This window comes from Paenisporosarcina sp. FSL H8-0542 (assembly GCF_038632915.1).
Lineage (GTDB): Bacteria > Bacillota > Bacilli > Bacillales_A > Planococcaceae > Paenisporosarcina.
Map to the genome: position 1 here is coordinate 848,937 of NZ_CP152050.1, position 20,849 is coordinate 869,785.

Genomic DNA, 20,849 nt, shown 5'->3' on the forward strand with positions numbered 1-20,849 from the left:
GTCATGATAATCTTAATAAGTAAATAACTATGAGAAAAGGAGGTACGTGTCATGATGATCAGAGTTGAAGTTGCTACAAACTACATAGTTAGTCCGTACCTACCAGTCATTTCTCTTTGAGTTCACATTAATCAAGGAACAGGTATGGACACCTGTTCCTATTTTCATGCGCACACGCATCTGGAAACAGGGCGTGTGCTTTTTTGTGTTTTTTTACTACCAAATTTTGGTTGTTGCAGCTCTGCTGTTTCAAATAGAAATGCCAAAGACCATGAATGACCTGTCTGAGGTTGAAAGCAAAAAAACTATGAAAAGGAGTGCTGAAGATGAACATTCAGCTACAGAAACAAATTTTAATCAAGGAATCTCTAGAAGGTGGCTAGTTAAGCCCAACCTGAAAAAGAAAGAAGGAAAATCTTATGTTCTCCGTATTATTTAAACTTAAATGGTTTTTCGCAGAAAACTGGAAGCGATACACAATTGCCATTTCATTATTGATGGTCACGAATGTAATCGAAGTTGTTCCACCATGGCTTCTAGGCGAATCTATTGATGCCATTTATCAACAAACGTTAACATCACAGTTATTGATGACTTTCTTACTTGCTTTACTTGGTGTAACGGTTCTCAATTACTTAAGTAACTTTGTGTGGCAGTACCAACTATTTGGCGGAGCCTATGTTATTGAAAAACAATTACGTAGCCGCTTGATGAAACAATTTTTACGCATGACGCCTTCGTTTTATGAGAAGAACCGAACAGGGGATTTGATGGCGAGAGCGACAAATGATTTAAAGGCAGTCTCCACAACAGCAGGATTCGGTATTTTAACATTGATTGACTCATCCCTTTATATGCTTACGATTTTAGTGACGATGGGAATGCTCGTTAGTTGGAAACTGACATTAGTAGCACTTCTTCCACTGCCTATCTTGGCGATCATCATGCAAATTCTCGGCAAGCGCATCCACGAGAAATATATGAAGGCTCAAGATGCCTTTGGCGATATGAATGATGGCGTACTGGAAGCAGTAGCGGGGGTTCGAGTGATTCGAGCATACGTGCAAGAACGTGCATCAGAAAAACAATTCGCTGATATGACGGAAGATGTGTATTCGAAAAACATGGAAGTTGAAAAAATCGATGCATTGTTCAATCCCATCACGAAAGTATTGACCGGAGTCAGTTACATGATCGGGATAGGGTACGGTGCGTATCTCGTTTCACAACAGCAAATGACACTGGGGGACTTAGTATCATTCAACGTGTATTTAGGGATGATTATTTGGCCAATGTTTGCAATCGGGGAATTGATCAATGTCATGCAGCGAGGGAACGCTTCTCTTGATCGCGTTCAAGAAACGCTCGATTATGAAGAAGATGTCAAAGACGCGTCTCATCCAGTAACAGTCAATCAACCTGGACGCATCGGTTTCAACCAAGTGAAATTCCAATATCCACAGTCTTCGTCGGTAAATTTAAGCGACATCAACTTGCAATTGGAGCAAGGTCAAACGCTTGGAATTGTCGGGAAAACGGGAAGCGGAAAAACGACGTTGATTAAGCAGTTACTTCGTGAATATCCAACTGGAGAAGGAACGATTTCATTAGCCGGCATTCCAATTGAAGATCAAACAAAAGACCAGGTTCGGAATTGGATTGGCTATGTTCCTCAAGATCATGTGTTATTCTCACGGACTGTCAGAGAAAATATTCTGTTCGGTCAACCGGAAGGGACGGAAGAGGATATTGAAACTGCAATTCGTTTATCTCATTTCCAAAAAGACCTGCAATTGCTACCACAAGGATTGGAAACACTTGTTGGTGAAAAAGGGGTCGCGTTATCTGGCGGTCAAAAACAACGTATTTCAATCGCCCGAGCACTCATTAAAAATCCTGAAATCTTATTATTGGATGATTCATTATCTGCTGTCGATGCGAAAACAGAAGCACGGATCATTGAAAATATCCAATCAGAACGACAAGGAAAAACAACGATTATTACCACGCATCGTCTATCAGCCATCCAACATGCAGATTGGATTATTGTATTGGACGACGGTGTAATGATTGAAGAAGGTACACATGAAGATTTGCTGGAGAATGAGGGCTGGTATAAAGAACAGTTCGACCGACAGCAAATTGAGGAGGTGTCATCATGAGTACAGGAAAAAGATTATGGCTGTACGCCCTTCATTATAAAAAATTATTAATCATGGGAATTGCCATGCTGACGGTTGCAGTTGCAGCCGACTTGGCCGGTCCCTTGATTGCCAAAAAAATCATTGACGAACATATTGCAGATACGACTGCAGGTTCAATAGATTTTGAACCGATTGTGATGCTGCTGGGTGTGTTCTTTGCCTTAACGGTCGTGGCAGCAATTTTTCGTTACGGTGAATATTTATTGCTACAAAAAGCTGCGAACCGTGTTATTCAAAAAATGCGAAATGATGTGTATCAACACATCCAAACATTGCCGATCCGCTACTTTGATAACTTGCCTGCCGGTAAAGTAGTTGCTCGTATCACAAACGATACGGAAGCAATACGAGAATTATATGTAACAGTTCTTTCTCAATTTGCTTCAAGTGCTATGTACATTACAGGTATTTATGTGGCGTTGTTCTTCTTGGATTGGAAGATGGCTTCTATCGCATTATTTGTTTTACCTATTTTGTTTGTATGGATGGTCTTGTACCGAAAATATGCATCGAAATATAACCACATCGTCCGTGCAAAAGTAAGTGATATGAACGCGATGATTAATGAATCCATTCAAGGTATGACGATTATTCAAGCATTCCGTCGTGAAGAACAAATGCAAGAAGAGTTCGAAGTGATGAATCGCGAACATTACAAATATCAAAATAAACTGTTGTACTTGGATGCGGGAACTTCACATAACCTGGTTGGTGCAATCCGCTCTATTACATTTGTATTATTCATTTGGTATTTCGGCGGAGCATCTTTAAATGCAACTACTGCGATTTCAGTTGGTGTGTTATATGCTTTTGTTGATTACATTACGCGACTATTTAACCCAGTGACGGGTGTTGTGAATCAGTTAGCTAAATTAGAGCAAGCACTTGTAGCTGCTGAACGAGTTTTCCGTTTGCTGGATCGCTCTGGTGAAGATGTCAGCGACGAAAAAATTGCCCGTTATCGAGGCAATGTTCGATTCGAAGACGTGTGGTTTGCTTATAAAGATGAAGAGTATGTACTAAAAAACATTTCATTTGAAGCTAAGCAAGGGGAGACGGTGGCGTTAGTTGGTCATACCGGATCCGGTAAAAGCTCAATCATGAACTTATTGTTCCGTTTCTATGATGTATCCAAAGGTGCCATAACCATCGATGGAACAAACATTCAAGACTTGTCCCGACAAACTGTGCGAGATCATATGGGAATTGTCTTGCAAGATCCTTACTTATTTACAGGCACCATTGAATCCAACGTCAGCCTTGGAGATGCAAGAATATCCCGTGAAAAAGTGATAGCTTCTCTGGATGCAGTTGGAGGAGAACGTGTTCTGAAGCATTTACCAAATGGAATTGATGAGCCGGTAATTGAAAAAGGAAGCACTCTTTCTTCAGGTCAGCGTCAATTAATTTCATTCGCTCGTGCATTAGCATTTGATCCTGCGATATTAATTTTGGATGAAGCAACTTCCAATATTGATACAGAAACAGAAGAAATTATTCAGCATGCTATGGAAGTGCTGAAAAAAGGACGTACAACTTTCATTATTGCGCATCGACTTTCTACTATTAAAAATGCAGATCGCATTTTAGTATTGGATCGAGGGGCAATTGTTGAACAAGGAACACATGATGAATTAGTTGCACTCGGTGGCCGCTATGAACAAATGTATCGCTTACAATCTGGAGTGGCTCTTAACCCGCAAGTGGGTTAAGGGGCACTCCCTTTTTTATGCTTATTACAAAGTTAGAACTTTTCGAGGTAATTTCTTTCCTTCATGATTTGCTGTGTCCAAATCCAAGCGCCAGCTCGCACCTAAGCTTCAGTCTCTCATGTGAAAGCAGGCTTTCGAATCGAGCCTTCCAGCACCGGTGTCGAGCTTGAGTGACGCTATACGCTTTTCTAGGCATTGCATCTTCCAATTGAAAGTCTTATATTTAGAGAGGCGAAATAAAGGGGTAGGGGATATATATAAACATGAATACCTGGTTGTCTGAATGGAAGAAAAAAATTACAGGTTTTAATCAAAACATACGGATGTTCATGCTTGCGAATGTCCTGATTCAAATTGGTATGGGCGTGTTTATGGTCATGTACAATTTATATATAAAAGAACTCGGATTATCCGAAGTCGTGAATGGGAAAGTCATTTCATATATGTCTTTAGCAACAGCACTTGTCCTGATTCCTGCTGGATTTTTGAGTGATCGTTTCGGAAGGAAATGGAGCATAGCGGTCGGTACATTACTGACGGCGAGTACATTATTTTATAGAAGTATAGTTGTAACTGAAGAACCTATTGTCATTGCAGCGTTCTTTACAGGACTCTTTATGGCTATTGTGCAGGTGTCAGGCGTTCCTTTTCTCGCAGAAAACTCAAAAGCTTCCGAGCGTATGCACTTGTTCAGTATTCACTTTTCGGTTGTCACAGTGGCAAGTGTAATTGGGAGTCTCGGAGGCGGGGTATTGGCTGATGTTCTCGAATTTGGATTTGGAATGACTGCGGTCGACGCCATCCGTTGGTCTCTTCTTGCAGGAGCAGCACTGTTCACATGTGGGATTGTACCTTTATTGAAATTAAAACCTGAAACTGTTTCGGAGGTATCGAAAGTAGAAGCAGTAATAAATCTTCCCGAACAAGACAGCGGATTTAAAATAAATGTACGCATTATTGTGTTATTTGCCTTTGCTCAATTATTAATAGGAATTGGATCGGGTCTAGTCATTCCTTATTTGAATTTGTATTTTGCCAATCGATTTGATGCTTCGTCCGCATTTATCGGATTAGTGCTTTCTCTTGGTTCGGCAATGACAGCTATTGCGATGCTGATTGGTCCGATGCTGATTGGTCCGATGCTGGTCAAAAAAGTTGGGAAAGTAAATGCCCTGGTGCTATTTCAGTTAGGGTCGTTGCCGTTTTTGTTTTTAACGGCTTTTACAACTTCCGTATGGCTTGCATCTGCTGGTTTTTTAATGAGGCAGGCGTTAATGAATGCAGGTAATCCGATTCAAAGCGCGATTGCAATGGAAGTCGTCCATGATAAATATAAAGGATTAGCAAACTCCGTTAATCAAATGGTATTCAATATAGGGTGGGCAGTGATGGGTCCTGTTTCTGCTTTATTAGTGACGACATATGGCTCCTATTGGGGTTACGCCTATGCCTTTTCAATCACGGGTGTTTTATACATTCTTTCTTCCAGTTACTTTTATGTTATATTTGGAAGAAAAAAACAGGTGTTGTAAGGGTTTTTTTCACTTAAATCCGCTATGATGAGTTGGACGGACTTGCATTATGATAAAGATATGACGAATCGTTTAAAACGTCTGGAAGGATAAGTGCGAGGCTTCATCAGAATGATGGTAGGGTAAAGATTGCCGTGATGTTGTAACTCTACTTTCTGCTGTACGTTCTGCTTCAGATCGCACACTTGGATTGATTATCGCCAAAAATTTAGAAAACTGTATTATTGAAGCTAATGAAAGAGGCTCTTCTACAGAAACTGCCATTCAGGAAGCTGTCAGTATGTTGGTGAAAAGTAGATAAATGAGAAATAGCTGGAGACGCGAGATACAGGCGTTTCCAGCTATTTTTGTGTATGAAATAATCCTTCATTCGTAAACATGAAAGAGCATCAGCTCGTGAATCATTTTTTTTACAATTTCTTCATCTGGAGGTATAGAACCGTTTGTCCATGAAATGGATCCATCCGGTAAGTATTCACCAGAATAACGACTTTGCTTATAGAAAAATGAAAATGTCCAGCCAGGTAGTTGTTTGTTTTCAAACATGGGTTTGAAGCTAAAATGTTGCAGCATGATTGGGCTCCTTTCATAGGTAGAGACACACCTGCATACGCTAGAAAAAAGGCGTAAAGGAGTGGCCTAATGTTTAATGAACAATTAAAACAAGCCATATTAGACGAGTATCGAGATTTTTATTTTTATAAATCCATGTTGAAGCTGACTGATGATCCATACTGGCAATCGTTTATCAGGCATGCGATGGAGGACGAAAAAAGTCATTATGAAATGTTCCAACAACTCCATTATATGCTCACCGGCGAATTTGTACAAAATCCCCCTAAACCAAAACCACCAACTAACTTAAAGCAAGCAGCAAAAGAGTCGCTTGAAAAAGAGCTGGAAGCGACCGATTTTTACAAAGAAATGCTGCTTACCGTTCCCTTACCCGAAGCCTACAATCCCTTTTTCATTGCCATGCATGACGAAATGGAACACGCGATCAGATTTTCTACGATGTACAATGCACTTTAAATGAGAGGTTCACATTTTTATCAATCTGCCTTTGTCTGTTATAATGAAAGGCAGATTGACAGAAAAAGGTGAACCAACTTGGACTTTATATGGACATTACTTTTCATGGCATTTATTGGTGCCTTAATCGGTGGGTATACGAATCACCTTGCGATTAAAATGCTGTTTCGGCCTCATGAAGCGAAATATATCGGCAAATGGCGTGTGCCATTTACGCCTGGACTAATTCCAAGGCGAAGAGATGAGTTGGCGAAACAACTTGGCCGAACGGTTGTAGAGCATTTATTGACACCAGAAACATTTAAACGACGTTTCTTCTCTGATGATATGCGAAGAAAAGCGGAGTTATGGATTCAAGGTCAACTAACCAAACATCTTTTTGAATCAGATATGACCTTACAGCAATGGCTTTCAAAAGCTGGCATCGAAAACGTTCCTGCACTTGTAGAAAATAAAATGGATTCCGTTATCGATGAACAATTCGAATCACTTGAATCCAAATTCGCATCAAAAACAGTGAAGGAGCTTGCACCCGAACAGTGGCAGAAACAAGCCGATGAACGCATTCCTGAAATCGTTTCGTATATGATTGCAAAAGGGGAAACCTACTTTGCTTCTGAAGAAGGACGGAAAACGGTTAAACGACTGATAGACGATTTCCTTTCGTCAAAGGGTACTTTTGGCAATATGATTCAAATGTTTATGGGAGAATCTTCTTCTATCGTGGATCGAGTGCAACCGGAAATTCAAAAATTCTTACGCGCACCTGGAACATTTGAACTTCTTACCAATGTTATTCACGGAGAATTGGACAAATTAAAAGATCGTCCCTTGTATGAATTGATTGGTGGGTTTGATTTACAGCCGGTAATAACGGTTGTAAAATCGTATGTCAAACAAGAGGTGGCACTTGAAAAACGTCTGGATGCTACGTTACAATCGTACTGGCCAGAGGGTGCTGATTGGACAGCCAATAACTTGACGCCCAAAATGACTGAATTTATTTTTACCCAAGGCGAAATAAAACTGGAAGAAACGATTCAACGATTAAAGCTTGAAGAGATGGTAGAAGAGCAAGTTGATTCTTTCCCTGTTGAACGTCTTGAAGATCTAGTATTGGGTATCTCTAAAAAAGAATTTAAAATGATTACGGTACTTGGGGCATTACTTGGTGGACTTATTGGTTTAATCCAAGGTGGTATCATGTACTTAATCAATACTATGTAGGAGTGATCACATGTCAGTTAATATTTATGATGATATCAATCGATTAGAAACCACATTCAGAAAAACGTCAGAGTATGCTTCTGTACAAAAAGCAGTAGCAGCAGTAAAGGCGGATGAACAAGCATTAGCGTTGTTTAAGAGCTTCCGTGATTTGCAAATGACACTGCAACAAAAACAAATGCAAGGTGAAGAAATCTCGGGTGAAGAACTTGAGTACGCTCAGAAAACGGCACAACTTGCTCAATCGAATCCTAAAATTGAACAGATGCTTCAAGCTGAAATGGCGCTTAGTGGGTTAATGGAAGAAGTTAACCGTGTATTAATGAAGCCTGTACAGTCATTATATGAAGGAATTTAAACCGGCGATTGCCGGTTTTTTTTTATGGAGAAGTAATTTAACTGAAAGAGGGTAATAAATGAACTAGAGGAAAACTGAAAGGTCCCAAAAAGCATTGCATGAGTTAGAAGATATGCTATAATCTAAGAATCCTTTAAATTGTGTTACTTTACTTGAATGAAGACCTCTGCTCACAACATGAGCAGAGGTTTTTTTGACATTTATGAAAGAATAAATTATTCAAGGTTTTTCTAGTGTTAAAGTTTTGCTATGTTCAGCTCCAAGTGCCAGCCTGTATCTAAGCTTCAGTCCCTCATGAGAAAGCGGGGCTTCGATTCGATGCTTCCAGCGCCGGAATCAGACTAGAGTGGCACTTTGCGCTATTCTTATTTGCTTTTTATTTTGGTCAAATAAAAAACAGACTCTACATTGTAGAGTCTGTTGAAAGGTTAAATTATGCTTTTTGAACGTTTGAAGCTTGAGCTCCACGAGCGCCTTGCTCAACGTCGAAAGTAACTTTTTGACCTTCGTCTAAAGATTTGAAACCTTCACTTTGGATTGCTGAGAAATGTACGAATACATCGTCCCCATTTTCACGCTCGATAAAACCAAAACCTTTTTCTGCATTAAACCATTTTACTGTACCTTGTTCCATTGTTGTTGCCTCCTAGTGTGAAATTCACACAATGTAATACTATCCCTGCCCAAAGTGATCATTAAGACGATAAGTCTGAAACGTATACAAATCTTTTACACCGACAAAAATAATTCTTCTTTATCATAGCACCATTCTCTCGGATTAGCAACTGATTTGATTAAGTGTAAAAAAACATAGTCTAAATGATTAGTTTATTCCATGTTCATTTATCAGTAGAAAGCTGATACAGAGCAGTTTCTGAATTGTATAGGATAATCATTTCTAAATCGTTAATTTCTTATTAACATGATGCCAAAAAGGATTCCTGTAATGATGAAAATAATAACTCCGAAAAAAATGAACCCATAAAGCAAAGAACTCATTCCACTGAATACATCGCCAACAAATGTCTTTGAATATTTCAAAATTTTATCCATTTCCTAGTTCCTTCCTACAATGATTTTCATTAGAAAGCAAAATGATTTACTTAAAGTATTTGTGTTCGGTTTATTATTTTTAATTATACAGGAAAAAATGTAAATAAATAGGGTGCTATCAAAATAGTTAACAAAAATAAAAAGATGCTAACCGAGGTCAAAATTCCCATTGAAAGGTCAAAGACAATTGTGTTAAGATATCAATACAAGCTGCATTGTTCGTAACAATATTAAGTTTTAACCTTTAAGCTGTTGTAGGGAGTTTTTATAGAAACAGGAATGACATGCCACATTCACTTAGGTCAATGAGGACAGGCAGGATGGTTTCCGCGAACACCCACTTTGAGGAGTGGTGGTCTAAAACTTTCTTATTTTATTTACGGCAAAGGCGGCTTTCTTAAAAAGTCTTTAATAGCAAGGTTTTATATGCACTCTTACCAGAAATGGTGAGGGTGCTTTTTTGTGGTCAATTTCTCTGTTGGTGTTAATTTGGTGCAAACTTGCAACAGTTTGGAGCGTCATTTTTCTTTATATATCATAGGTTTATTACGATCAATAATCAAAATTTGCATTAGAATTGACTACGTATTTTTCATCTTCATAAAAACTTGTAAACGAAAAAACATCCATTGTCAGTTTTGTTTGATAAGTACAAACGTTTGTTCTATAATTAGAAATATATGTTCCGATAGTAGGTAACTCATGAAACCCTGGTTTACAGAAGTCGTATAGGTAGTAATGTTTAGATGGAGGATACTGATAATAGTGAATAATGAATCTTATAATATTTGGACATCATCGAAGGCAATTCACAATGATCTCCTTATTGCAAAGGAGCTACTATATAATAAGTGTGGATTTGACTGCACTCTCCCAAGAGCTGAATCTGAAAGTGCCGATTATGGCGCTTATACTTTTGAGATTAGCGGGTTATCTATTAAATATCGAGTAGCTAAGATAACTCCAACCAAGATAGGACAGTTTGTTACTTTATGGAAGAGGGAAGGTAAGGGACCTATTCAACCATTCCACAACTCGGATAATATAGATTTATTTATTGTAAGCACTCGAAAAGACAATTATTTCGGGCAGTTTATTTTTCCGAAATCTGTATTACTGGAAAAAGGAATAATATCAGACTGTAACAATGAAGGTAAACGAGCCATTAGAGTTTATCCACCCTGGGATAATACAACAAGTAGACAAGCGCTAAAAACTCAAAAATGGCAATTAGAATATTTCATGGAAATTATTGAAGATCAATCAATTGATTTAACTCGCGCAAAAAAACTGTTCCAGAGATAAAATGATTTTCATTCCAACGATATAGTCAATAATTTAATGAACCGCCTTATATAAATATAGCCCAGTTCCTATCTAGGAACTGGGCTATATTTATTGAAGACTCTGTTAACGATATTGTAAATATAAAATCGCAATGCTTATTGCATTAAATAAACAATATAAAAAAGGATAATACCGATATCTGCGAGTGTGTGGCTAATCACTGAAGCGGTGATGGATGAAAAAATCTTTCTAAAATAGCCCCAAAGCAAACCTGCAAGTAGGACTGGTATGGTTGCGATAACACTCAAAGGCATATCAACGAGCGGAATCAGAACCAACAAATGATAGAGGGCATAAAAAAATGAAGTAATGATGACACTTCGCATGGTTCCTAATTTATCAAGATATCGCTTGTACATAAATTCACGCCAATACCATTCTTCCAAAAATGGATTGATGCAAATCAATATGAAAATATAGAGCCACATAATCGGACCACTAAATTCCCACTGGACGAGTATATCCGAAACATGATCAATTTCAAATAAGTGACCCATTGCTAATGACAATGAGCCGAAGATTGCAATGGCGCACAAAACTCCGCTAATAAGACCGGTCATAATGGATTTCAATGTTTTTTCAGTTTTGATGGATTGATAAAATGAAGATTTAAGTGCTGGGTTCCTAAAATAAGAAACAAAAGGAATTAAAAAAAGCCAGCTATAAAATAAACCGAATGTGATGGGAATCGATTCAAATATATTGATACCTAAAAAAATCATGATTGTAGGACCGAAAAGGTAGATTACATTTTTCATGTTGCCTCCTGATTGATGGAATGACAAAATCATCTCGACTTTAGTATTGAAATTAAACCATTGGATTATTCGCTTGCCAATTAAGTATAGCAGCAAATGGAATTTTGACCCATATGTCTTATGATTTCAACAGACAATAAAGATTTTTAGTAATAATTAAAGGATTTATCCTTAGTTTCTCGAATAATAATATTATGAATGACTATTCACTCGGAGAGAGGTGTCTAATTTGACATATGAAACAGTAAGTGTAGAAAAAAATGGACGCTTGGCGACGTTGACTTTGAACCGTCCTCAAAGCATGAATGCAATGAACGCTTTAATGATGAGAGAAATTGCCGAAGCACTGGAATGGTTGCACGAAGAGAAAGATGTGCAGGTGTTATTAATCAAAGGAGAAGGACGTGCTTTTTCGGCAGGTGGTGATATTAAAGCAATGTTGGATCCGGAAAGTCCAATGGATATTGACTCAGTCATGGGCGATATATCCCGTCTAGCGAAGGCACTTTATACTCTTCCTATGGTTACGATTGCTTCTGTTCATGGAGCAGCAGCGGGACTGGGGCTTAGTTTAGTGCTTGGGTGTGATGTTGTCATTGCAGAGGAAAACAGTAAACTTGCTATGAACTTTATTGGCATTGGCTTGATTCCAGACGGAGCAGGACATTTCTTCTTAAAAGAAAGAGTGGGTATTCCAAAAGCTAAGCAACTGATTTGGTCAGGTAAAGTGTTGAATGGACACGAAGCCTTGTCCCTTGGCATAATTGATGAAGTGACGGCTGAAGGAAAGGCTTATGATCATGCGGAACTTTCGGCAGCAAAATTCTTGTCTGCCCCTTTGAAAGCAATGATTGCATCTAAACAAATATTACATACGCAACATGTACATGAATTGGAGCGTGTTCTGGCACTTGAAAGTACATCTCAATCAGCAATGCGTCGGACGAAGGATCATTTGGAGGGCATACAAGCCTTTGTGGAAAAACGAAAACCAATTTTTAAAGGTATATAAAAAAATCTGCTTGTAGCGAGATTCGCTTCAAGCAGATTTTTTTATACGTGAAATAAAATTAATTTCCCGGAATTATTGACCAAGCGATGCGTCCGGTCGGTAAAGTCTTTTTCATCGATTAAATCTTGTCCTTTTGCTTTTGCTTCCTCATCAGAGGCAAACTCCCAAGTCTCTTCGACGATTAATTTCCCTGTTTTTTCAAACGCTGTGAATTTATAAGATTTCAAAAATATCAAACCCCTTTGAAATGAATATAAGTTCATTATACAAGTTTTTAAAAAGAAAAAATAGTTTGTGAATTACACATATTTTGGATAAGTAAAGTAAGCTTTACGTAAAGTTAACTTTACGTAAAGGAGGGATGATGGTTGAAGAATTTCGTGAAAGAGAAGCGTATGGAATTAAATATGACGCAAGATGATCTTTCCGAAAAGTTAGATGTATCAAGACAAACCATAATTTCGTTAGAAAAAGGAAGATACAATCCGTCCATCAATTTGGCATTTAAATTGGCACGATTATTTAGTTGCACGATTGAAGACTTATTCGTTTATGAGGAGGAGGAAAAAGGTGTTTGAAAATGTTGATAATTTAGCTGCATTGTCTGGATTCTTTTTCGGTTTTTTGACAGTTACCATCGCACTTTATTTCAATCATAAAATCGGCAAAAAGAAACGAAGATTTGATGAACGTTACCATCAAATGCATACCCGTGCACGGTCGATTGCCTGGAGCATATCAACTTTCTGTATCGTAGGTGCCTGGATGGCCTCAATAATTGTGGAAGGAGCAGGTTTTTCATTTTTTATCTTAACGTTTGTATATGTTGCGCATATGATTGCGTATTTGATTAGTAGTATAGTTGTCGAGAAAAAATTCTAAGGGGTGTTCACATGACATTACAGATAGAACATGTAACGAAGAAATTTGGGGATTTCACTGCAGTCAAAGATTTATCCATGTCTGTTAAACAAGGGAGCATGTTTGGTTTTCTAGGTGCGAATGGCGCTGGCAAAACGACTACTTTCCGCATGATTCTTGGATTATTGGATCCAACAGAAGGGGCCATTACTTGGAATGGCCAACCAATCAGTTATGAAAACAGTACACATATCGGGTATTTGCCTGAAGAACGTGGACTCTATCCAAAAATGAAAGTGGAAGATCAGCTGGTTTATTTAGGTCAGCTCCGCGGCATGAAAAAGAACGATGCAAAAATTGCAGCACATCAATGGCTTGAGCGATTTGAAGTGCCACACTATGCAAATAAAAAAGTGGAAGAACTCTCGAAAGGAAATCAACAAAAAATACAAGTGATTGCCTCTGTAATCCACAAGCCTTCGTTAATCATTTTAGATGAGCCATTCAGTGGGCTGGATCCGGTCAATGTAGAAATTTTGAAAAAAGCGATATTGGACATCCAAAAAGAAGGCGCAACAATTGTCTTTTCTAGTCATCGTATGGACCATGTAGAAGAACTGTGTGAACAGCTTTGCATCATGCATCACGGGGAAGCAATTGTCAGAGGGTCTCTACGTGAAGTGAAAAGAGGATTTGGACGTCAAAACGTTCGATTGAAAGCGGATTTCGATCTTTCCTTTTTAAGTGACATGGAAGGTGTGAATTCATTCAAGCCTTCCATCGAAGGTGGACTATTTCAAATTTCGGAAGAACAAACTGCACATGAATTATTGCGAATGGCCTTAACGAAAGGTGATATTCGATATTTTGCAATTGAAGAGCCATCCCTTCAGGACATCTTTATTGAAAAGGTGGGAAAAGAACATGCGTAATTTCTGGACAATATTTAAACAATCATTTTGGACGAAAGCTAAAACGAAATCTTTTGTGATTACGACACTCATTGTGATTGCCGGGATTTTCCTGATGGCCAACATTGCGACCATAATTACCAAAATTCAGGATGCAGGTGTATTTGATGGGGGAGCGGAGAAAGATACAATTTACGTTGTTGAAGAAGATGGAAAATTGCTCAATCAACTTCAGCAACAATTAAAGGCTTCGGAGAGTGATATCACATTAAAAGCTACCAGCAAATCTGTGGAGGACCTGGAGCAGCAAATTACAGATGAAAAGATTGCTAGTTTCTTAGTGTTGAAGTTAGATGATACAGATACTATCCAAGCGACTTATATATCTAAAAATGCTACTGATTTTGAGCAACCGATGCAGGTTCGTGAAGCACTTCAAACCGTGCAGACAAATATTAAAGCAACTTCTTTGGAACTGTCACCAGAAGAAGTCGGACAATTATTTTCACCAATTCAATTCGAACAGGATGCGGTAAGTGCCTCATCTAAATCAGAAGAAGAATTGAGTCAGGCACGCGGATTGGTTTATGTATTGATTTTTGTCATTTATTTTGCCGTGTTCTACTATTCAAATATGATTGCAATGGAAGTTGCAACTGAAAAATCTTCAAGGGTTATGGAAATCATTATTTCGAGTGTTTCTCCCGTTAAACACATGTTTGCGAAAATTGCAGGTGTGGGCACGTTAGGCTTGTTGCAGATTGCGATATTCGGAGCGGCTGGTTTTACCGCATTGAAAACAAGTTCGTCTGATTTGACGTCCGGTGTATTTTCCTTTTTTGGTTTTTCAAATGTCAGCATTAGTACGATGATTTTCGCTGTTATATTCTTCCTTCTCGGCTATTTCCTGTACGCAACTCTTGCAGCGTTGCTTGGCTCACTCGTGAGTCGAACTGAAGACGTGCAACAACTATTGTTGCCTATGACTTTTTTAATAATTATTGCGTCATTCATTGCTTTTTCGGGTCTTGGAAATCCGGAGGCATCATATGTTCAGTTTGCATCATACTTCCCATTCTTTACACCGCTGGTTATGTTCCTTCGTGTTGGGATGCTTGATTTGCCTATTTGGGAACCTCTATTGGGTATTGGAATATTATTAGTCACTATTTTCATTTTGGGCTGGTTCGGCTCACGGGTATATCGTGGGGGGGTATTGATGTACGGTGCCTCACAATCGTTGAAAGATATTAAGAAGGCATTGGATTTAGGAAGAAAATAAATAGAATCACTAGTAAAAGTGGGGCATAAAATGTCCCGCTTTTTTCTTTTGTAAAAGATATTTCTTTGTTCACCAGAACTGGAATCTGCCTTTCTGGCAAGTAGCATTTTTTACGTGAGAATGATAAAATGAGAACAAATATTCGTTTTTTGGAGGAGGGGCATTATGACAACCATTCGCTTTTTCCACGTGGCTGACTTACACCTTGATAGTCCATTTAAAGGTGTCACATCGATGCCAGAACATCAGTTAAAGACTCTCCGAGACAGTACGTTTAAAGCTTTTCAAACACTGATTGAAACGGCCGTTCAAGAAAAGCCGGATTTCATTTTAATTGTCGGGGACATATATGATGGAGAAGATCGTAGTTTACGTGCACAACATAAGTTTCAGGAAGGGATGGAAGTGCTCAACCGTCATCAAATTCCTGTATTTCTTTGCTATGGAAATCATGATCATCTTGGAGGCAAATGGACACGCTTTCGACTTCCGGAAAATGTCCATGTATTTCGGGATCAAGTAGAAAAAGTGAATATTCAAATTCGACATCATGATGTATACATAAGTGGTTTCAGTTATCCGGAACGCCATGTGAAAGAATCGATGACGACAATGTACGAAGAAGCATTCGAGACGGATGCATTTCACATTGGCATGCTCCATGGCAGTTTGGCAGGGGATACGACACACGCCGTTTATGCACCATTTACTAAAGAAGAACTTATCAATAAAAATTATGACTACTGGGCGCTTGGTCATATACACAAGCGACAAGTTCTCCATTCGGATCCACCCATTGTATATCCAGGAAACATCCAGAGCCGTCACCGGAACGAAAAAGGTACAAAAGGATTTTATGATGTCTTTCTTGAAAAAGGCAACGCGCAATTTAATTTCATACCGACTTCGTCAATTATTTACGACCAAATAAATTGTTCGTGTAAGGGAATTGTTCATGCTAATGAATGGTTTGAAACAATCGATTCGGCAATTGAAAATTTCCGCAATGTTCATGGTGCTGGCGTTCTTGAGATTAATCTAACGGACGTTGATACCAATACGTTAACAATGCTAGAAGGTACTCCACTTGAAGAGTGGCTGTCAATGGTACGGGAGACACAAGAGATGAAAGAGCCTCATATTTGGGTACATGCTATTACATTTGATGCTATAGATGCATTTGAAATGGAATCAAGCGGAATGACTGAACAGGTGATTTCCGTCATGGATACGTGGGATACACAACAATGGAAAGAAATTATTAGTGATGTCTATCAACATCCAAGGTTGAGTCGATATATTGAAAGACTGAATGACAATGACTATGAGACGATTCACTCAGAGGCTCGAACTTTCATCCAAAAAGAACTTGTAGGAAAGGAGTGAAGACCTTCCATGCGTATTCAGAAACTGGTGATTTATGGATTCGGACAACATGAAAATGTAACGATCAATCTGAAAGATGGAATCAATGTATTCTTCGGAAACAATGAAGCGGGAAAAACGACCATTCAACAATTCATTTTGGCGATGATGTTCGGGTTCCCACTCCGCAATCAATCCAATATGAGATATGAACCAAAAGGTGGCGGTCGACACGGTGGACAAGTTCATATCGATCATTCTGAGTTCGGTCACGTGGTGATAGAACGAGTCAAAGGTAAATCTGCCGGAGATGTAACAGTCTTTTTCGAAGATGGTACGCGAGGCGATGAAGAAACGTTAAAAAAAGTACTTTATCGATATGATCGAAACTCCTTTGAATCGATTTTTTCTTTTTCTATTCATCAATTGCAAAACTTTGATAAGATGACCGAAGTAGAGCTAAGTCGGACTCTTCTTTCCTCAGGAACAACGGGTGTAGACACGCTGACGAAGCTGGAGCAACGGGCGACAAAAGAAATGAGTGGCTTATTCAAAAAATCTGGCAGAAATCCGGAAATGAATATGAAAATAGAAGAAATCCGCATGTTGGACCAGAAGCTCAAAGAAGCACGAGCGGAAATCGATCAATACGAACCAGCCATTTTACGGATTGCTGAAATTGATGGAGAAATTGAAAACTTGAATCATGTTGAGCTGCAGGTCAAACAACAAAATGAGCAATTTGCTAAACTCCTTCAAGCTAAACCATTACTGGAAAAACAGAAACAACTTCAATCAGAACTCGCTATCAACCAACAAGGAAATTTTCCTATAGAAGGAATTCGACGGTACGAGAAAACTAAAGATCGCATGCACGAAGCCAAAATTCAGGTGGAACAGCTACAATCTGCTATTCATCAACAACTAGAGCAAGTGAATGAATTATGGTCGTTTGAACAAACGCGGGAAATAGAAGAGTTATTGGCTAAGGAGTCCGAATGGCATCATTGGCTGCTTAGAAAGCAACAGTTGACGAGCGACCTTGAACAAGCGAAATCCGACATACAACAGCAAGCGCGAATGCTAGGGGTCAAAGACAAGTCCCATTTTTCTCAAGTGATAGCTATGGATGTATCTCTTCAAAAAGAAGAGCACTTTCAACAAGTAATGCATCGATTGCAACAAGCCGAAGAGGCTATTCGATTTGAACGACAAAGCTGGGAACGAACAAAAATCGAAAGAGAAGAAATTGAAAGTAGAATGCAACAGCTTCGTGCGTCTGCACCTACTGAAATGGAGCAACAACAAAGTGGAAATGTGCAAAAACTGATAAGACAAGTGGCTGAGTTGAAAGCCCGCCAGCAACTGGAGACACAGCCGGCAGCAGTGACGACAAACATTCCCAAAATTATCACCATCATGATTTGTATAGCCTCCATTCTAGGGGCTATTCTTTCAGGAAACTGGACGATTGCAATTGGTGGAATTGTGTTAGCAGGACTTATTTTTGTGTTATTGAAAAAGATGAACCAAGGTACAGCTGACAGGAAACCCGATGATTATTCATCGCAGATTGCAGCACTAGAACAGGAATTGTCCAGTACGGAGCATTTGGCCGATCGGGTGAGATTGTATAATGAACGAATGGATCAGCTCAAAGAAAAACTTCAAGATCAACATCGGTTGACGGTGAAGGTAGAGCAAAGTATCGGTATTCAAGAGGCAAAATGTGAGGAAGCGAAAGAAACATTATCGGATTTTCTTCAGCTTCATGGATTTACAGAGCTATTGCATCCGAAATTGTTCCCAGAACTGTTTAAACGCATTCGTCATATTCAGGAACAGCAACAATCAATTTCACAAAAATTGACGGATGTTCAATCTCTTGAAGAAAAAATTCAAAAACGACTTAAAAAAATGTCCGAAGCAACGGGAGAGGCACTTTCAAAAGAGCATGCTTATCATCGGTTGCGTGAGATCTGCAACGCTGCAAAAACAAATCGAAAAGAGCATGAAATGTATCAAGTAAAAATGAAAGAATGGGAAGCTCAGCTATCAGAAAAAGAGAAGTTGTTTGATGCCCTGTCTGAAGACGTACAAAAGTTGTGGAGTGAAGCGCAAGTCGATTCTGAACGTGGATTTTATGAAGCCGACGTAGCATACCGTCTGAAACAAACCCTTCAACAGGAATACCAGTCGATTCAAGCTCAACTCAAATCAATTGGTGAAATCGCAATGTCTTCTGTAAATCATGAGGAACAAGAAGCCCAGTTGACTCAATTAAAGGAACAAGCAAATAATCTTACCAAATCCCGCCAAGACTTATTGGAGGTAAAAGCATTACTGAGACAGCAAACTAGCTCAATGCTTAGTGATGAAAATTATGGGTATATGCTACAACAATTTGAACAAAAGAAAACTGAACTCGCAGAACTTGCACATAAATGGTCCGTCAACAAAGTTGTATCGGAAGCCATCAGGCAAACGATGCACAATTTAAAAGAAAATAGACTCCCATTTGTTCTTGAAAAAGCACAGCAGTTCTTTAGGCACTTAACAAATGGACGTTATGAGTCACTTGAAGTTAATGATGAGGGAATTTTCGAAGCGGTCCATTCACAAGGCATGCGTTATCGAATTGCGGAATTGAGTCAAGCTACGAAAGAACAAGCGTATATTGCCATGCGATTCGCTTTGGCGGAATCATTGGTTGGATCCGTGCCTTTCCCATTCGTAATGGATGATCCATTTGTCCATTTCGATCGTTTCCGTGTGAAACAAATGGTACAATTAATGTCAGATTTAGAAAACCATCATCAATTCTTGTATTTCACTTGTCATGAAGAGATGACGGCAATATGGACTGATGCACACATCATAGATGTTGCATTGTTGCAAAAGGAAAGGAGTGTATCGCCGGTATGAAAGGTAAAGGTATTTCAAACTTAGCAGTGGGCGAAACTGTCGATCATAATCTATTAATCAAGCAATCTATAAAGGCATTCACAACGACCGGAAACCCTTTTATGACCCTTATTCTTCAGGACAAAAGTGGAGATATCGAAGCGAAGCTCTGGGATACAAATGAAGAGCATGAAGCGTTGTATCATGCGGAAGCAATTGTTCGTGTAGGTGGAGAGATACAACATTACCGTGGGAAAAACCAATTGCGAATCAAAAGCATTCGAGTTGTAAAAGATGATGAAGGAATTTCATTAAGTGACCTTGTGCCATCTGCTGAGAAAGCGAAAGAAGTATTGTTTGAGGAGTTAATGCAATTCTTCTTTGAAATGAAGAATCCACAGATTCAGCGAATAACGCGTCACTTGTTGAAAAAACATCAAGCGGCCATCATGACTTATCCTGCTGCAACGAAAAATCATCACGATTATGTCTCTGGTTTAATTGACCACGTCGTATCGATGTTAAAGCTTGGTAAATCATTATGTGATTTGTATCCTTCATTGAATAAAGATTTACTCTATGCAGGCATTATTTTGCATGATGTAGGAAAAGTTACCGAGTTATCAGGGCCAATCGCAACTTCTTATACCATCGAAGGGAATTTGTTAGGCCATATTACAATCATGGTCAATGAGATTTCAAAAGCGGCAGAGGAGTTACAAATTGAAGGGGAAGAAGTCATGCTTCTCCAGCACATGGTTTTGTCGCATCACGGGAAAGAAGAGTGGGGCAGTCCTAAAAAACCAATGCTGCGTGAGGCAGAAATTCTTCACTATATTGATAATATCGATGCGAAGATGAATATGCTGGATCGAGCATTAAAGAAAACGAACCCTGGAGAGTTTTCCGAGCGTCTATTCCCACTCGACAATCGTTCATTTTATAAACCAACGTTTGAATAAGAAAACGTGTATTAGGTAGTTAGTTATGCAAAGATTAACAATGATAAATAACAAGGCTCAGTTAATAGAAACGGTCGTTTATCGTACATTTGCGCTAGCCGCATGTTCCGCATGAGCCAATCAGTATGAAAACCACATACTTGTGGGTCTCATTCTTCGAAAGTGCTACTCCTGCGGTTACTCGTCGCCAAGATTATGTCAAACTACCTTTGACCATAATCTTGGCTAGCAAGACCCCACAGTGTGGACAATGGAACGAAGGCTAACGCCTTTGTGACCAACATCCTGTTGGCCCGAGGAGGCTTGCTAGTTCGTTCGCGGAAAGGGCA

General features: G+C 39.0%; 20 protein-coding genes, 1 other RNA gene and 1 pseudogene. 18 read left to right on the forward strand and 4 right to left on the reverse strand.

Annotation, left to right across the window (positions count from 1 at the left end; genetic code table 11):
• Nucleotides 1-166: 166 nt before the first annotated feature.
• From MHH33_RS04545 to MHH33_RS04565, 5 genes and pseudogenes are all read left to right on the forward strand, one after another.
• Complete coding sequence (locus tag MHH33_RS04545) at nt 167-439, forward strand: hypothetical protein (RefSeq protein WP_342543055.1); 273 nt, start codon at nt 167-169, stop codon at nt 437-439.
• Nucleotides 420-2,162 (forward strand): ABC transporter transmembrane domain-containing protein, encoded by a 1,743-nt coding sequence (locus tag MHH33_RS04550; protein WP_342543056.1) that lies wholly within the window; start codon nt 420-422, stop codon nt 2,160-2,162. Before MHH33_RS04545 ends, MHH33_RS04550 begins: the two co-directional genes overlap by 20 nt.
• The gene (locus MHH33_RS04555) at nt 2,159-3,916 is read left to right on the forward strand and encodes an ABC transporter ATP-binding protein (protein WP_342543057.1); all 1,758 of its coding nucleotides are present in this window, start codon (nt 2,159-2,161) and stop codon (nt 3,914-3,916) included. The genes MHH33_RS04550 and MHH33_RS04555 overlap by 4 nt, the downstream gene beginning before the upstream one ends.
• Nucleotides 3,917-4,179: 263 nt before the next feature.
• Nucleotides 4,180-5,448, forward strand: coding sequence for an MFS transporter (locus tag MHH33_RS04560; protein ID WP_342543058.1), 1,269 nt, complete (start codon nt 4,180-4,182; stop codon nt 5,446-5,448).
• A gap of 93 nt (nt 5,449-5,541) precedes the next feature.
• A pseudogene (locus MHH33_RS04565) lies at nt 5,542-5,749 on the forward strand (metal-sensing transcriptional repressor).
• A gap of 65 nt (nt 5,750-5,814) precedes the next feature.
• On the opposite strand, the gene MHH33_RS04570 reads toward MHH33_RS04565, so the two are convergent.
• Nucleotides 5,815-6,021 carry a YheE family protein gene (locus tag MHH33_RS04570; protein ID WP_016429185.1) on the reverse strand — a complete coding sequence of 69 codons (207 nt, stop codon included), beginning with the start codon at nt 6,019-6,021 and terminating at the stop codon, nt 5,815-5,817.
• 69 nt (nt 6,022-6,090) lie between these two features.
• Between MHH33_RS04570 and MHH33_RS04575 the strand changes: the two genes are divergently transcribed.
• The 3 genes from MHH33_RS04575 (at nt 6,091) to MHH33_RS04585 (ending at nt 8,065) form a co-directional block, all read left to right on the forward strand.
• Nucleotides 6,091-6,480, forward strand: coding sequence for a ferritin-like domain-containing protein (locus MHH33_RS04575; RefSeq protein WP_016429184.1), 390 nt, complete (start codon nt 6,091-6,093; stop codon nt 6,478-6,480).
• A gap of 78 nt (nt 6,481-6,558) precedes the next feature.
• Nucleotides 6,559-7,707: a DUF445 family protein gene (locus tag MHH33_RS04580; RefSeq protein ID WP_342543059.1), complete on the forward strand. Its 1,149-nt coding sequence runs from the start codon at nt 6,559-6,561 to the stop codon at nt 7,705-7,707.
• A 10-nt stretch (nt 7,708-7,717) separates the two neighbouring features.
• Entirely contained in the window at nt 7,718-8,065 is a 348-nt protein-coding gene (locus tag MHH33_RS04585) for a YlbF family regulator (RefSeq protein WP_342543060.1), read from the forward strand.
• A gap of 433 nt (nt 8,066-8,498) precedes the next feature.
• Here MHH33_RS04585 and cspC read toward each other — a convergent pair whose 3' ends face one another.
• Entirely contained in the window at nt 8,499-8,699 is a 201-nt protein-coding gene (gene cspC / locus MHH33_RS04590) for a cold shock protein CspC (protein WP_016429181.1), read from the reverse strand.
• A 623-nt stretch (nt 8,700-9,322) separates the two neighbouring features.
• Here cspC and ssrS point away from each other — a divergent pair.
• Both ssrS and MHH33_RS04600 read left to right on the forward strand, forming a co-directional pair.
• Nucleotides 9,323-9,517, forward strand: a non-coding RNA gene (gene ssrS, locus MHH33_RS04595) — 6S RNA.
• 366 nt (nt 9,518-9,883) lie between these two features.
• Nucleotides 9,884-10,423, forward strand: a complete 540-nt coding sequence (locus MHH33_RS04600; RefSeq protein ID WP_342543061.1) for a MepB family protein — start codon at nt 9,884-9,886, stop codon at nt 10,421-10,423.
• A gap of 137 nt (nt 10,424-10,560) precedes the next feature.
• On the opposite strand, the gene MHH33_RS04605 is transcribed toward MHH33_RS04600, so the two are convergent.
• On the reverse strand, nt 10,561-11,223 hold the full coding sequence (locus MHH33_RS04605) for a type II CAAX endopeptidase family protein (RefSeq protein ID WP_342543062.1): 663 nt from the start codon (nt 11,221-11,223) through the stop codon (nt 10,561-10,563).
• A 229-nt stretch (nt 11,224-11,452) separates the two neighbouring features.
• On the opposite strand from MHH33_RS04605, the gene MHH33_RS04610 reads away from it, so the two are divergent.
• Nucleotides 11,453-12,235: an enoyl-CoA hydratase gene (locus tag MHH33_RS04610; RefSeq protein WP_342543063.1), complete on the forward strand. Its 783-nt coding sequence runs from the start codon at nt 11,453-11,455 to the stop codon at nt 12,233-12,235.
• A 41-nt stretch (nt 12,236-12,276) separates the two neighbouring features.
• On the opposite strand, the gene MHH33_RS04615 is transcribed toward MHH33_RS04610, so the two are convergent.
• Complete coding sequence (locus MHH33_RS04615; protein WP_016429176.1) at nt 12,277-12,462, reverse strand: YhzD family protein; 186 nt, start codon at nt 12,460-12,462, stop codon at nt 12,277-12,279.
• Nucleotides 12,463-12,603: 141 nt separating this feature from the next.
• Between MHH33_RS04615 and MHH33_RS04620 the strand changes: the two genes are divergently transcribed.
• The 7 genes from MHH33_RS04620 (at nt 12,604) to yhaM (ending at nt 20,520) form a co-directional block, all read left to right on the forward strand.
• Nucleotides 12,604-12,813 carry a helix-turn-helix transcriptional regulator gene (locus MHH33_RS04620; RefSeq protein ID WP_342543064.1) on the forward strand — a complete coding sequence of 70 codons (210 nt, stop codon included), beginning with the start codon at nt 12,604-12,606 and terminating at the stop codon, nt 12,811-12,813.
• Nucleotides 12,806-13,117, forward strand: coding sequence for a hypothetical protein (locus MHH33_RS04625; protein ID WP_342543065.1), 312 nt, complete (start codon nt 12,806-12,808; stop codon nt 13,115-13,117). Before MHH33_RS04620 ends, MHH33_RS04625 begins: the two co-directional genes overlap by 8 nt.
• An 11-nt stretch (nt 13,118-13,128) precedes the next feature.
• The gene (locus tag MHH33_RS04630) at nt 13,129-14,028 is read left to right on the forward strand and encodes an ABC transporter ATP-binding protein (RefSeq protein WP_342543066.1); all 900 of its coding nucleotides are present in this window, start codon (nt 13,129-13,131) and stop codon (nt 14,026-14,028) included.
• The gene (locus tag MHH33_RS04635) at nt 14,021-15,289 is read left to right on the forward strand and encodes an ABC transporter permease (RefSeq protein ID WP_342543067.1); all 1,269 of its coding nucleotides are present in this window, start codon (nt 14,021-14,023) and stop codon (nt 15,287-15,289) included. Before MHH33_RS04630 ends, MHH33_RS04635 begins: the two co-directional genes overlap by 8 nt.
• Before the next feature lie 165 nt (nt 15,290-15,454).
• Nucleotides 15,455-16,675, forward strand: coding sequence for a DNA repair exonuclease (locus MHH33_RS04640; RefSeq protein ID WP_342543068.1), 1,221 nt, complete (start codon nt 15,455-15,457; stop codon nt 16,673-16,675).
• 9 nt (nt 16,676-16,684) lie between these two features.
• Nucleotides 16,685-19,579 (forward strand): AAA family ATPase, encoded by a 2,895-nt coding sequence (locus MHH33_RS04645; protein WP_342543069.1) that lies wholly within the window; start codon nt 16,685-16,687, stop codon nt 19,577-19,579.
• A complete protein-coding gene (yhaM, locus tag MHH33_RS04650; RefSeq protein ID WP_016429169.1) occupies nt 19,576-20,520 on the forward strand; it encodes a 3'-5' exoribonuclease YhaM in 945 nt (314 codons plus the stop codon). The genes MHH33_RS04645 and yhaM overlap by 4 nt, the downstream gene beginning before the upstream one ends.
• The last annotated feature ends 329 nt before the right edge of the window (nt 20,521-20,849 follow it).